Source organism: Marivirga tractuosa DSM 4126 (assembly GCF_000183425.1).
GTDB lineage: Bacteria > Bacteroidota > Bacteroidia > Cytophagales > Cyclobacteriaceae > Marivirga > Marivirga tractuosa.
Genome location: NC_014759.1, coordinates 1,256,925 through 1,272,099, shown reverse-complemented (window position 1 = coordinate 1,272,099; position 15,175 = coordinate 1,256,925). Strand labels below are relative to the sequence as shown.

Annotated in this window: 9 protein-coding genes; 7 read left to right on the top strand and 2 right to left on the bottom strand. The window is 35.0% G+C overall.

All coding sequences use genetic code 11. The features are described 5' to 3' along the window. Positions 1 to 2: 2 nt before the first annotated feature. Positions 3 to 2,102, top strand: a complete 2,100-nt coding sequence (locus tag FTRAC_RS05115) for an OmpA family protein (protein WP_013453165.1) — start codon at positions 3 to 5, stop codon at positions 2,100 to 2,102. 107 nt (positions 2,103 to 2,209) lie between these two features. Next, on the top strand, positions 2,210 to 4,372 hold the full coding sequence (locus FTRAC_RS05110; RefSeq protein WP_013453164.1) for a hypothetical protein: 2,163 nt from the start codon (positions 2,210 to 2,212) through the stop codon (positions 4,370 to 4,372). 59 nt (positions 4,373 to 4,431) lie between these two features. On the opposite strand, the gene FTRAC_RS05105 is transcribed toward FTRAC_RS05110, so the two are convergent. Then, positions 4,432 to 5,025: a porin family protein gene (locus FTRAC_RS05105; RefSeq protein ID WP_013453163.1), complete on the bottom strand. Its 594-nt coding sequence runs from the start codon at positions 5,023 to 5,025 to the stop codon at positions 4,432 to 4,434. 86 nt (positions 5,026 to 5,111) lie between these two features. Here FTRAC_RS05105 and FTRAC_RS05100 point away from each other — a divergent pair, with 86 nt between their 5' ends. The 5 genes from FTRAC_RS05100 (at position 5,112) to FTRAC_RS05080 (ending at position 14,082) form a co-directional block, all read left to right on the top strand. Next, the gene (locus tag FTRAC_RS05100; protein WP_041650370.1) at positions 5,112 to 6,224 is read left to right on the top strand and encodes an aminotransferase class I/II-fold pyridoxal phosphate-dependent enzyme; all 1,113 of its coding nucleotides are present in this window, start codon (positions 5,112 to 5,114) and stop codon (positions 6,222 to 6,224) included. Continuing rightward, positions 6,221 to 6,829 carry a dethiobiotin synthase gene (gene bioD / locus FTRAC_RS05095; RefSeq protein ID WP_013453161.1) on the top strand — a complete coding sequence of 203 codons (609 nt, stop codon included), beginning with the start codon at positions 6,221 to 6,223 and terminating at the stop codon, positions 6,827 to 6,829. Before FTRAC_RS05100 ends, bioD begins: the two co-directional genes overlap by 4 nt. Then, on the top strand, positions 6,826 to 8,100 hold the full coding sequence (gene bioA / locus FTRAC_RS05090) for an adenosylmethionine--8-amino-7-oxononanoate transaminase (RefSeq protein ID WP_013453160.1): 1,275 nt from the start codon (positions 6,826 to 6,828) through the stop codon (positions 8,098 to 8,100). The genes bioD and bioA overlap by 4 nt, the downstream gene beginning before the upstream one ends. A gap of 250 nt (positions 8,101 to 8,350) precedes the next feature. Continuing rightward, positions 8,351 to 8,788, top strand: a complete 438-nt coding sequence (locus FTRAC_RS05085) for a T9SS C-terminal target domain-containing protein (protein ID WP_013453159.1) — start codon at positions 8,351 to 8,353, stop codon at positions 8,786 to 8,788. 11 nt (positions 8,789 to 8,799) lie between these two features. Further along, entirely contained in the window at positions 8,800 to 14,082 is a 5,283-nt protein-coding gene (locus FTRAC_RS05080) for a PKD domain-containing protein (RefSeq protein ID WP_013453158.1), read from the top strand. A gap of 69 nt (positions 14,083 to 14,151) precedes the next feature. Here FTRAC_RS05080 and FTRAC_RS05075 read toward each other — a convergent pair whose 3' ends face one another. Beyond that, positions 14,152 to 15,081 (bottom strand): NAD-dependent epimerase/dehydratase family protein, encoded by a 930-nt coding sequence (locus tag FTRAC_RS05075; protein ID WP_013453157.1) that lies wholly within the window; start codon positions 15,079 to 15,081, stop codon positions 14,152 to 14,154. Positions 15,082 to 15,175 lie beyond the last annotated feature (94 nt).

Here is a 15,175-nt window from a genome sequence, read left to right as displayed (position 1 = left end):
AAATGAAAAAAATCACAATAAGCTTTCTTTCAATAATAGCATGCTTTTTTGCTTTTTCATCTAATGCTCAAAGTGAAAAAGATTCTATTGAACAAGTGCTTGATTCATTGTATCCCAAGAAGATTGTAAGTGAAATAAGCACTGATCAACATACCGAATATGCTCCCAGTATTAGTGCTAATGGTCGAACCTTAATTTATGAGTCGAATAAAGATGGATCATGGAAATTATACCTTACTCGTTTCGAAAATGATCAGTGGTCAAATGAAATTCCGCTAGATAGTATCAATAATTATGGCGATTCAATAGATGTGATTTCAGGACCTAATTTCAGTTATGATGGAAATAGAATTTATTTTCATGCATCTTTTGATGGTGGATATGGTTCAGAGGATATTTTTTATTCCGAAAGGGTAGGAGACAGCTGGACTAAACCTCAAAATCTGGGTCCTGATGTAAACAGTAGAAGTTTTGATGGTTTTCCTACCATCACAACTGACGGAAAGACGCTTTATTTTGCAAGGAATAGTAAAAATATACCTGAAGGAGTTTCGGAATTTTGCTATGAAATTTATGCTACTCAAAAAACAGATTCGGGATGGACAGAACCTACTGCTCTTCCATATCCTGTGAATTTGGGCTGTGAGAAAGCGCCTAAAATAATGGCCGATAACCGCACTTTAATATTTGCATCCTATAGGGAGGGAGGTATAGGAGGATTTGATTTATACCAGACCCAATTGAACGCAGATGGTGATTGGACTACTCCAGTTCCTTTGGAATATGTAAATACAACCGATAATGATTTGTTCTCTTGTATTTCAGCTTCGGGTGACCTTATGTATTTTTCCAAGCAGAATGATATTTATAGTGTGGAGATTCCGCAGGAATTCAGACAATTTCAAAATGTTACAATCCAGGGAGTGATCCGTGATGCGGATAGTAAGGAAGGCTTAGCTGCAAAAATGAGAATAACAGATGCCAACACCTCTGAAATGATTTCAAGCTTTGATAACAACCCTTCTGATGGTTTTTATTCTATTGTTTTGTCAGCAGGCCGAGCTTATAATCTTGAGGTTAGAAAAGATGATTACAGCAGTGCTTTATACTACTATGATTTAAGAGATATTGAAAGTTATCAAGAGTATGAGCAGAATATCGATTTATTTACAACGGCTCATTTAAATGTCAATATATATGATATTGAATTGTATGATCCTTTAAAGGCAAAAATCACAGTGAAAAATGACATTGGGCGAACTATTGACGTGGTGGAATCGGATGGCGTTAACTGGAAAACAAAAGTTGACCTTCCTATCGGTAGTGCTTATACAATTAAAGTGGAGAGCGAAAATTTCAAGCCTAAAAGCTTTTCAATCGACCTAACAGGCTTGATTTTGTATAGGGTTTATGAAGAAGATATTGAATTGGTACCAGAAAAAGTAGGTGTCCCAATAAATGTGAAGGATTTACTGAGTGATGGTTCCGTTTCTTCATCTCAGTTAATTATTCGAAATAAAACCAGAAATGAAGAAATAGTGATTTCAGGAAATCAAACTATTAACTTGAGGGTGGGAGACCGCTATATGGTGGAGGCTTCAAGTGATAGGGGATATGCTTTTAATTCTACAGAAATTGGTATTTCAAATGAAGGTAAACTTCAAACTATTAATGAGGAAACAGGGGAAATTGAGGAAGATAGTAAAGGGGTGGAATTGAAACTCCAGCCATTGGCAAAGGATGCTAATTTAACATTAAAGGATATTTATTTTGAATCGAATTCTTCTGCTCTTTTTGAAAGTAGTTTTGAAGAATTGGATCGGGTTATTAAATTGATGAAATCCTACCCGAGCATGAAAATTGAAATAGCTGCGCATACTGATGACGTAGGTTCAGCGGCATATAATACACGTTTGTCTCAAGAAAGGGCGAATAGTGTAATTAGTTACATAACAGGCAATAGTATTGCAGAAGGTAGATTGATTTCAAAAGGATACGGAGAATCAAAACCTGTTGTGGCTAACGACTCTGAAGAGAATAGAGCAAAAAACCGTAGGGTAGAATTAAAGATTTTGGATATTCAATTAGCTCAAAACGATTAAGTAGAGCCTATTAGGCAATTACATGAGAGAAATATATCTCGATAGCTATCTGGATTCAGTACCAAATAATAAATATTTGTGAAATTAATTATTAGATTCCATATAAAATGAAGAAAGTGTTAATCATATTTTTGCTTTCCATGGTCTTGCCAGTTGCAACTTTTGCACAATTGGATTTAGACTATGAGGATGATATTAACCCCTATTTTCTTGGGGATAGTGCTGATTTAGTGTTCCCTATTTTATATGATTTCTTTAAGTATAACAATGATCATCCCGCTACAAACATTCAGCTGGCATTGATATTTGAAGAGCGATATAGAAATGCGCATCCTATAGCTGACTATGAATCTGCCATTGCCAATGCAGAAAGGGCGGAGTTACTTTTTGGACGTTCAAGGGATTTAATTGATGATAGAGAAACTAGAAGAAATGCATGGTATTATCCGAATTTTACGAATGAATTTAAAAGAAATGGGAAGCCTGAAGTGGAATTTGATAGTGTTAAGTTAGTTTTTCAACAAGGTTTAAAAGATGCGGATTCTTTCTTGACTCATATGCCTTCTATTCATCAAAATTTCATGAAAATGGTAGAGCAGTACGACTTAGCTTCTAAAAACTTTGTGCGTATAAATGGAGATTACAATTCCTTAAAAGATGTTTATTTATTGTTCGATGATGAACTGGAGAGCCGTTTTGACTTGGTGAAAAGTAGTTATGATTCAACTCTTTACTATTTCAAGAAGTATAAGGAAGCAGCAATGGCATATCCTCCTTTTGATTTAGATCAGAAGATTTCAATCAATCCCATTAAAACTTACCGTTTGGATGGTCTGGTTATCCAAACCGATTTTTTGGTGGATGATATTGGCCTTTGGGATTATGGGACTTGGGTAGATCAAGTTAAAAAAGTAATTAGTACCGAGATCAATCTATTAAGAACTGATATTGAGAAAATTGAGAAGAAGCTAGATGATAGTTTTGCTAAAATGGAAAACTGGGTTCCTAATGATTCTATCAACCTTGACCCAATTGAAAGGAAATCCATTTATAAAATTAGAAGATATGATCTAAATTCTCCTGTAGCCAATGTCTTTCAATATAAGGATGATAAGCTTGATTTGATCAATGAACAGAAGAGTCTGTCTGTTTATGATACTGCTCAAGACATATCATTTCAAGTAAAATTGTATACGATTAACCGGGTTTTTCAACAAACAATTAGTCTTGAAAATGACTTAAGAAAATATAATTCTGAAATCCCAAATAGTAATTTAAATAAGAATAAAGAATTCTATCAAAAGTATTATGGGGGAATGGAGGGTATTAAAGCCTATTTTGAATCTGAGGAGAAAGAATTATTGAATATAAGAAGCGAGTCAGCTAAAAAATTAAAAAGACAAATAGTAGATCATTTAGAGGAACCATATTTACAAGAAATTCCTATTTATAGAGGTGTGGGATTTGAATGGCAAATGCCAGGGCTTGAGTATGATTCTTTAGAAAAGAATATAGCATTTATAAATTACTCCGCTAAAAACGTAAATGATTTGGAATATTTTAGTGGCTTTTATTTCGATCCCGATAGTGTGTCACAGGCCTTTTACGGAGCAAAAATGGGTAGTAAAGTTAGATGGTATAATGCAGTGCCTTCTTTTTACGGAAATGGTAAAGTTTGGCAAAAAGTTAAGGATATAAATGTTGCTGGTGGAGGTGACTTAAACTTTTTGGTATATGAAAGCCATGCTGATTCATTGGATTTTACAAACCGAATTCTGGTTTCAGATGAAAGTGGTGAAATCAAAAATGAAATTGAAGTACATACTCAAGAACAGCCCGTTGAATTAACTTCTTTGCGGAATAGTAATTTTCAATTAGCACTTTACCAAGGCGATGGATTAGGCGATGCCTTATGGCCCACAAATTTGACTATAGTTAAATTTCATCCGGATAGTTCTGATTATTCTATAAAAGAAATTGACATCAATGGCAAATATACAGGTGTTTTTCAAACGGAGAAAGGTATAGTAGTGAGCGCACAATCAGAGGATAATAAAAATATATACCTAAGCTTGTTGGACAATAATTTTAATACACTTGCTAACAAGGCATTTAGTTTTAAAGAACCAATTGAGATAAAATACAATTATCAGGTCAGCGGTGAGAGTTTACATTTATTAAGTACCAGAGGAGAAAAAGGACATTTGGTATTTACAGATCAATTTGAGATAAGGTATTCGGATACTCCTTTAATTAAAGAGGGGATATAAATCTGTTCAAAGGGTAAAAAAAAGAGGTTGTTTTACTTTAAAACAACCTCTTTCTAATATTATAATAATTTTAGTCCAACGCTTAACATGATTTGATTTACTCGAACGCCACCTTCATCATTTCCTAAAATAGCTTGATTGCTTAAATTGCCTTCATATCTTAGATCAACAATTAATTTGGAGATATCTAAGCCAATTCCAGCTTGATAAGCAAATACAGCATTTTTGTACTCTGATACTGCACTATTTGTACTACTTGCGTCAACCTCATCATTTAGGTTAAAAGTAGCTACAGGTCCGGCATTAATTCGAAATGGTCCCATTTTCCACCCAAGCAAAATAGGCAAGTCAATTTTGTTTTGATTAAACTCTAAAGTTTTGATGTCATTTGGATCAGTTGCGTCAGTATATTCACCGTTTACTGAATTAAAATATAATTCTGGTTGAATGTAAAAACCAGTTATTTTAACCCTAGCGAATACTCCTCCGTGATAACTGTATTGTGCATCGCCTGATTGATATATTTCAGCATTTTCTTTTAAGCTTAAAGTCGTATTACTTATCCCTAATTTAGGCCCAATAGTGAATATTTGCGCTTCAGCACTTAATCCAATAAAAAATAATAACAATGTTAATGTAAAAAGCTTTTTCATCTTGATTAATTTTAGTGTTTGATTGTGTTATAACGAATATGGCGATAAATGTTATATTTTTGACGACAATTCCTATGAATAGAAAGATGAAACTCGAAAAACATTTACAAAGTCAACTGGAAAAACGTAAAAGCAAAGGTGGATACAGACAACTAAAGAAGCAGCGTAGCGCTCTAACAGATTTTAGTTCTAATGATTATCTGGGTCTATCTAAAATCGAGGAGATTCATAGTTATGAAAATGATTTTATAGATAATGGTGCAACTGGATCACGTTTGTTAAGTGGGAATAAAGATTATCATGAAGAGTTAGAAATTTTTTTAGAAAAGTATTTTAAATCAGAATCAGCATTGCTTTTTAATTCTGGTTATATGGCTAATCTAGGGGTTTTATCTTCCGTACCACAAAAGGGAGATACTGTTCTATTGGATGAACTTTCTCATGTATGTATTAAAGAAGGGGTACGGTTGAGTAGGGCTAATTATTATAATTTCAAGCACAATGACCTTCAAGATTTAGAAAAGAAGCTTAAAAAAATTGAGACAGGAAATATATTTATAGTAGTGGAATCGGTCTATTCTATGGACGGTGATCAAGCACCTTTAAAAGCAATTGTTGATTTATCTGATCAATATGATGCAAATGTAATTGTGGATGAGGCGCACAGTACTGGTTTATTTGGTGATTCAGGCTTTGGCTTGTGCTGCCACTTAGGTTTGGAAGCGCAAATTTTTGCCAGAATTTACACATTTGGAAAAGCAGTGGGAGTTCATGGTGCGGCTGTGGTTGGAAGCAATGTCTTGAAAGAGTATCTTATCAATTATAGTAGACAATTTATTTATACTACTGCTTTGCCGCATCATAGCGTCCAAGTCATTCGCAATGCTTTGGGTTATAGAGCAAATCATCCTGAATTGTGGCTAGAATTGCAGGCCAAAATAGAGCTATTCAACAGGCTTTTGAGTAATAACGTAAACAAATTAGAAAGCGAACATCCTGTGCAAGGAATTATATTGGGCAATGCTGGTGAAGCTGTAAATTTCGCTAATTATCTATATGATCATAGCTTTGATATTCGTCCTATTCTCAGCCCAACAGTTCCAAAAGGAAAAGAAAGGGTAAGGATATGCCTTCACGCTTTCAATTCTGAAGAAGAAATAACAAATTTGTGTCATCATATCAATCAATACTTTCAATGAACTATTTTATTACTGCAATAGGTACGGACAGCGGAAAGTCGTTGTTTAGTGCCATAATATGTGAAGCCCTTGAAGCCGACTATTGGAAGCCTATTCAGGCAGGTTATCCTCGTGATACGGATTATGTAGGTGGGTTATTAAGTAATTTAAAATCGGATTTAATCCCTGAAAAATATGTATTGAATACACCAGCCTCTCCCCATTATGCAGCAGAAATTGATAATGTTAAATTGGAAGTGATGGATTTTGATATCCCTGATACTGATAATGAAAATCTAGTAATTGAGGGTGCAGGAGGTGTTTTAGTGCCGATCAACGATCAAGAATTTGTTATTGATTTCCCTCAGCAATGGAACATTCCTGTCATTTTGGTTGCTAATCTGTATTTAGGAAGTATTAATCACACTTTACTAACAGTTAACGAGTTGCAAAGAAGAGGAGTTAAGGTAAAAGGAATTGTTTTTAACGGCCCATCAAATCCTGCAAGTGAAGAAATCATATTAAAATATAGTGGTTATTCATGTTTGTTAAGGATAGCTGATGAAAAAGATATTAATCATGCGGTAGTTCGAAAATATGCTGCAGAATTAAAAAAGAATTTATGAATTGGTTAGAAAGAGATAGTGAGAGTATATGGCATCCATTTACCCAATTGGTAAATGGTTTTGAACACATCATGGTGGAAAAGGCAGAAGGAATGTATTTGCATACATCAGATGGCCGTAAAATCATGGATGCCATTTCCAGTTGGTGGGTGAATTTACATGGCCACAGTCATCCTAAAATTGCAGAAGCAGTAGCTAAACAAGCTCAAAACTTAGAACATGTGATTTTTGCTGGCTTTACACATGCCCCAGCTATTGAATTAGCTGAAAATCTCTTATCAATTTTGCCTGATAATCAATCAAAAATATTTTATTCTGATAACGGAAGCACAGCGAATGAAGTGGCTTTAAAAATGGCATTTCAATATTGGTATAATAAAGGAAATGAAGAAAGGAAAAAGATTATAGCATTTGACGGAGCTTACCATGGTGATACCTTCGGAGCAATGTCAGTAGGAGACAGGGGGCCTTTTTCTGCCCCATTCGCTCCCTTCCTATTTGACGTGGAGTTCTTGCCGATGCCAGAAAATGGGAATGAAGATGAAGTTCTGCAGAAATTTTATCAACTAGTAGAATCAGGGAAGGTAGCTGGCTTTATTTTTGAACCCTTAGTTCTGGGCTCAGCAGGCATGAAAATGTATGATGGAAGATTTTTGGATAAACTCATCAGAATTGCTCAAGATAATCATGTGATTTGTATTGCTGATGAAGTTTTTACCGGTTTCGGTAGAACCGGAAAGCATTTTGCTTCAGATTATTTAGCAAATAAACCAGATGTATTTTGTCTTTCTAAAGGACTCACCGGCGGCACTATGGCTTTAGGTGTTACATCTTGCACAGAAGAAATCATGAGCGCTTACAAATCTACTGATATCATGAAGACTTTCTTTCATGGTCATAGTTTTACCGCAAACCCTATTGCTTGTGCTGCTTCTATTGCTAGTTTTAAATTATTAGTGGCAGAAGAAACCCAAAGCCAAATTGAGAAAATCAGTCAATGGCAAAAAGAATTTCATGACAAAATCTCATCTCACCCAAAAGTGTTGAAGAGTAGAGTACTGGGGACAATTTTCGCATTGGAATTAAAAACAGATGCAGATACATCTTATGTAAATGAAGTTCGCCATAAGTTATATCCATTCTTCTTAGAAAGAAATATTCTGCTTCGCCCATTAGGAAATGTAATCTACATTTTACCTCCCTATATTATCAAAAAAGAAGAGATTGATAAAGTTTATGAAGCTGTTGAAGAAATGTTAGAAAGTTTGTGATACTAACTTAACCCGAAAGACTTTCAAAATCTTAGGTTTTCTAATGGAAAGCTAGCGCTAGCTGCGCTCGTGCTTAAACACAATTGAACTTTAAAGATCCTGTTTATGACTTTACGTAATTCACCTAAACCCTTTTAGTACAATCCCCTATTTTAATACGCTTAATGCGTATTTTTTTAAATAAGAATCCTGCTGATTTATAGGAGTGTTTATATGTCGAATTTTGATATATCATTAATCGGAATTCATCATGAAAAAGATCATCATCATAATCGCACTTTCATTTATAGGCCTCAATGCTGGATTTGCAACAGTAGATCCTGACAATAAACCCACTAAATTTCGTATATTAGCAATAAGTGCTTCAAATGATTCTATCATGAGTGCATCTAATATTATAACCTTATTTCAACCTTTTTCTGTTGAATTTCCTACCGCATTTACACCTAATGGAGATGGCTTGAACGATAATTTTGGCGCTGTTGCTAAAGGAGTAGAGGATTTTAAAATTATTATTTATAACCGCTTTGGTGAGGTAATTTTCTCATCAACTGATATCGAAACAAAGTGGGATGGTAAAATTCAAGGCGAAACGGCTCCTTCTGGCGCTTATGTTTATCAAGTCTATGCAGAAGGTCAGGAAGGAACATCTGTAAATCGTTCCGGTAAAGTTACTTTAATTAATTAATCATCAGCATCATGAAAATTTCTATCATCATTAAGAGCATATTTTTATTTCTAATAGTCAATTTTGGCTTGTCTCAGTTTGCATATGCCCAAATAACTGCCGACAAAACAGAGGGTTGCGCTCCTTTAGTGGTTAACTTCGAATTAGAAGGAATTGATTTTCAGTCTGTTAGTTGGGTTTTTGGAGATGGACAAACTTCTAATGCAGAAGCTCCTACGATCATATTTGAAGAAGTTGGCATTTTTGATGTAATGGCAGTCTTGAATAAAACTTCTGGTGAAAAGGATACTATTTCAATAAGTGAAATGATCACTATTTCAGAAAGCCCTATTGCTAGTTTTTCAGTTGAAAATGAAACTATTTGTGTTAGCCAATCTGTAAGTTTTCAAAATGAATCTGAAAATGCGCAGGAATATCAATGGTCATTTGGAGATGGTAATCAGTCTTCAGAAGAAAATCCAGTTCATGAATATGAAGATGCTGGTGTTTATACCGTAACACTTACAGCAAAATCTCTTGGAGGTTGTCAGGATTTAAAAATTCAGGAAAATGTTATTGAGGTAAGAGAAGCAATAGAGATCAACACGCATGTTAGTACTTACAGTCAATGCTTGCAAGAGAGTACACCTATCGAGTTTGAATTATTAGGAGAGATCACAGAAGCAGTTTGGAATTTTGGTGATGGACAAACTGATGAGGGAAAGACTGTTAGTCATTTGTATTCTTCTGTGGGAAGTTACCTTGTTAGTGTAGATTATATTGATGCTAATGGGTGCTCAGGTACAATAGAATTGGATTCTGCTATTCAAGTAAGTGAGATTGAAGTTCCTGAAATGGTAGTAGAAAAGTCAATTGTTTGTTTAGGTCAGTCTCTGGAATTTTCTGCCAATCATTCTAATTCGCAAGGGTTTATTTGGACTGTTAATGGTATTTCATATCAAGGTAAAAATGTTGATGTCGTTTTTAATCAACCTGGAAATCATGATGTCCTATTAAGCTATACTGACCCAAACGGTTGTGTAATTGATGTTTTAGAAGAAGATTTGATTGAGGTTTTTGAAGTTTCAGAACCTACAATTGAATATGATGAAATCACTGGATGTGCTCCTTTTAATTTTTCTGCTATCAACCAATCTCAAGGTGCTGTAGCATTTTCATGGAAAATCAATAATAAAATTATACCTGGTCAAGAACTTGATTATACTTTCGAGCAACATGGAAACTATGAAATAGTAGCCATTACTGAATATGAAAGCGGATGTGTTATTGAAAAGAAATTAGAAGATAGGATTCAGGTGTTTAAGCGAGAAACAAATTTAAAGGTTGACGATTGGCAAGGCTGTGCTCCCTTTATAACGGAAGTTAGTTTGCTTAATGGTGGTGCAAATGAAGTTATATGGAATAATGGAGATGGTAAATCATATGAAGGTGGAAAAGTCAACTTTGAATACGCCAACTCCGGTGTTTACTACCCAAGTGTAAGCTATGTCAATAATAAGGGCTGTCAGGTTGAGTATGTATTTGAAAATCCTATTTCAGTATTAAATTCTTCCATCAACTTATCAGAACCAGAGATTATTGAATCATGTACTTACACCGAGGTTCAATTTAGCGGAAGCATGGGCTATGATTATTGGGAATGGGATTTTGGTGATGGCAATACCTCATCTGAACAAAACCCAATGCATGCCTATAGTGAAGCAGGAACATATGAGGTCTCTTTGACAACTAATAATAAAAATGGCTGCGCAACTACCATAGAAAGATATAACATAATTGAAATCCCTGATTTAGACCCTAAAGCTCAATATGAGGTTACTGCTGGCCATGAATGTGGTTACTTTAGGGTTGATTTATCAACTGAAATTAATGAGGGGCAAACTGTAAGATGGTTTTATAATGAAAATCTTATTGGAAATGGAAGGAAACTAAGTTTGTCGTTTATTTCATTAGGCGATGTGAGCATTACATTAAGTGTCCAAAGTGACGGACAGTGTTCAAAGTCAAAAGCAATTATGATTCCTAATCCGTGGGCAGATTGTGAAAATCCAGAAATAGAAGAAGAAGCAGAAGAGACAGATAGTGATAGTCCTATTGGAAGATTTAGATTTAGCAGTTGCAGTGTGCCTTATAGTCTGGATATTGTGAATCCAGCCCCGGAAGCTACATTTTTTGAGTGGAGATTTGACGATAAAAAGTCTCACTCTAAAAATAGTTTTACAGAAACATACACTACTCCTGGTGAATTCACCATTGATTATTATGCTGAATTTAGTAAGGACAGTAGTTTTTTGGTGGAAGATTATATTACAGTAACGATTCAAAATCCTATCATTGATTTCGATTATCAACTTGAAAAAGTTTGTGCAGGCTTCAAGGTATACTTAAGCCCTGAGAATCCAGAATTCGAAGCTTATAATTGGAAAATTAACAATTCAATTATTGAGCTGGATGCAGACGGCAGTTATTTATTAGGGGATGAAGGCTTGTATTCTGTAAGTTTATCAGCTAGTGGACAGTCTAGTTGTGAGGCTACTAAGATTAAAAACATTTACATCGGCAATGATGAAAATCAATTTGATTATCCTACAGCCTTATGTTTAGGAGAAGGAATAACTGTTTCACATAATCTTCAAGGATTTGAGAGTTTTGAATGGGATATGGGCAATGGTGAAACTGTTTCCAGTTTTGATTCTCAGTATGTATATGATGAGGCAGGGGAATATCAAATTTCGGTTGTTGCCATGGATTTTGAAGGATGTCAGTACAATTTTAAATTGCCCAACTTAGTAGGAATCAAAAACCCCAAAGCAGAATTTACAGTAGATAAAACCCAAGGTTGCGGAGAAGTTCAAATCAGTTTTCAAAATCAATCGCAAGGGGCTACAACTTGGTTTTGGGATTTTGGAAATGGTAAAACCAGCACTGAAGAAAATCCTAAAGTAAAATTTCAAGCAGGGACGTATTCTGTTAGTTTAATAGCTAGCACTGGTCAATGTTCAGATTCAATTACATATACAGATTTAATAGATATTGATGAATTGACTAGTGAGTTTTCTTTTCAATATGATCAAACGTGCTTACCAGTAACGGTGAGCTTTAAAGATGAAAGTATAAATGCTAGCAGTTGGTTGTGGGATTTTGGAGATGGCAATACTTCAACGGAGCAAAATCCTAGTCATACTTACTATGAACTACCTGACAGTAAGGTGAAACTTACTGTTCAAAATGAAAATGCATGTAAGCAAACGAGTAAAAAGCTTTTAGACTTTATTTTTAGTGCCGATTTTCAGGTAGATGCTAATCAAGTATGTGTGGGCTCGGATGTAAATTTTTCAGCCGTTAGCGAAGATGCAGTAGACTGGTTCTGGACTTTTGGTGATGGAAATAGCAGTACAGAGCGGAATCCCGTGCATCACTATGAAACACAAGGAGTATATGATGTTAGTTTAATAGCAGCAAACGAATCAGGCTGTCAAGACACCGTTACCATGGAGCAATTTATCGAAGTTTCACCTTATAGAGCAGATTTTGAATTGAAAGAAGTCACTCAAAATTCTTGTGTTCCTGTACAAGTTGAATTTACAGATTTATCAGAAGGAGCTATTAGTTATCATTGGGATTTCGGAGATGGCAAAACTTCTAGAGTTGCCAGTCCAGTTCATTTATATGAAAAGGTTGGACAATTTGATGTTAGCTTAGTTATTACAAACAAGTTGGGTTGTCAAGATACTTTAAGAAAAGAAAACTTAGTCAGGGTTAGTGGGCCGCAAACAGCATTTGAAATTGATGAAAAAATAGTTTGTTTACCTAATGCTGCCAATTTCACTGACAAATCAAAAAGTGCAGTTCAATGGCAATGGATATTTGGTGACGGTAATACTTCCACAGAACAAAATCCGCAGCATTTTTATGACAAACCAGGCGTTTATAATGTTACTTTAATAGCCGAAAATGAAGAAGGCTGTGAGCAGGTATTCAAAATGGATGGTATTAAGGTTTTACCTACTCCCGAAGTAAATTTTGATATGGAGGTTTCAGGTGAATGTTATCCTGTAGAAGTAAAATTGACTAATAATAGCACAAATCTTCTTAAGCCTTCTTATTTCTGGGATTTTGGAAACGGAAAAACTTCTACTGAAGTAAGCCCAACTATCTTAATTGAAAATACAGGAAGATTCAATGTTTCCTTAACTGTGAAAAATGATGATGGCTGCCCTATAAGTTTTACTCATGCTGACCAGGTTTTGGTTCGAGATACTGTAAAACATATTGAAGCTGATTTGAATCAAGTTTTGGTCGAGAATAACAAAGTTCATTTTGAATTGGAAGCTTACAACTACAATAATATTTCACACTATAATGTTTATAGGGACAGTCCAAGTGGGTTTAATTTAATTAAAACGATCAATGTTGAAGGTCAATCTAATCAAAGAGTTATATATGACGATCAAACATGCCGCCCGCAGGATATGTCACATGAATACATTTTTCAGGCAGTTCCATTGTGTGAAGATTCTGTTGCAAAAGAACAATTGACCGTATTCAATACTTTACTTCTGAATAAACAAGAGGACACTGAAAACAGGGAAAGAATTATCCAATGGAATTTATCAAAAGGGTTTGATATTGATAACCAACGAATTTTCAGAAAAGCAAAAGGAGAGGAGCAATGGCAAGAAATCGCAGTACTTGAAAGCAAGGTCTTAGGTTTCCAAGATAAGGAAGATTTATGTCCCGCTGTTTATCAATATAGAGTAGGGGCATTTGAGCAAAATTCTTTACGCTCTGTAAGTAATTATGTCGAGTATGAGGTGTCTGATGATATTTATATAAATCAAGTAGCTGATATTCAGAATACAACAGTTTTGGAATCAGGTGAAGTTTTCACGGAATGGGCTATTCCTGAAGAAGGTAAAGGAAGAATCACGGCTTTTGAAATATACAGAAGTGAAAATGGGGGTGAATTTGAGTATTTTGATAGCGTTGAACCCCATGAACAATTCTACATAGACGAAGAAAGTGATACTAGAAATAATACTTATAATTATCAAGTGAAAGTGGTTAACGACTGCTCCATCGATACTGAAGCAAGCGGGGAAAGTAATACCGTATTATTACAAAAAGATGTGCAATTCAGAAAATATGAGCTCAAATGGAATGCTTTTAAAGGCTGGGAAGAAGGCGTAAAAAAGTATGTGATTCAGCGGCTAAATGAAAACGGAGAATGGGAGACCGTAGAAGAAGTCTCAGGTGATCAGTTGAAGACAATTATTCGAGACACCGAAGATTAGTAAGTTAGAAGTCGGAAGCTTGAAGTGGGAAGTATTTCTTCGAGCTTCCCACTTCTAACTTCCAACTCACTAAAACCTCAAAGCCTCTTTAAAAATCATTAAATCATCTTTAAGATTGGTGTTGCTCTTTGGAAAATCAATGTATTTTTGGAGTTTGCTGTCTGGGCTGACAAGCAGTTCTCTTAATTTCAAATGCTGGTTAATAAAAGTGAATTCCATGTCAGGATAAATGGCTTTTAAAGCATCTACAATATCCAAAACTTGCAGATTTTGATCTACCACATTATAATAGTCTGAAGGAATATCATGGTTGATGCTTACTTCTTTTAATATTTCAGAAGCCTTTTGAATGGAGATAAAAGGGCGGTGTTGCTTCCCATCTCCATGAATAGCAATTTGATTGTTGAAATTGGCATCAAACATAAAGCGGTTGATCACGGCATCAAATCGGACGGCATTGGCAAAGCCATAAACATTGCCCAATCTTAAAATTTGCGTGTTGATTTTATCCATCAATCGTGCAACATGTTCTTCTCCTCTTAATTTTGAAATACCGTAAATGGTTCTTGGATTGGGATGGTGGTTTTCACCAATCAGATCTGTAGATGAACCAAATACGGAAACGCTACTAGCAAAAATAAAATGATCTACTTCAGATTCTTCCACTGCATAAACCAATTCTGCCGTACCCCAATGATTACTCTGTTCAAAATAATGTGGATCAGCATCTGCAAAGGGAGTGGTTACTTTAGCTGCCAAATGGATGACTGTATCAATCCCATTCAGAGCTTTTTTAAGCTTTCTTGTATCCAATAATTCCCCTTGAATAAAATTGATCTTCTCTTGATTGGGGAGCTTATTCCCTAAAAAGAAATGATAATTATTTCGGCTCAGGTTATCATATATAACGATTTGTTCTACTTCCTGCAAAGGTAAAAGTTTCTCAATCAATGCTGAACCAATATAACCGGCTCCTCCTGTAATCAATATTTTCTTCATGGGGTGTTTAATTTAAAGAGAGCGAAATTAACGTATTATTGGTAGTTGTGAAAATGAGGGAGCAGGGAAGTTAAATTAATAATTCTAATTAATG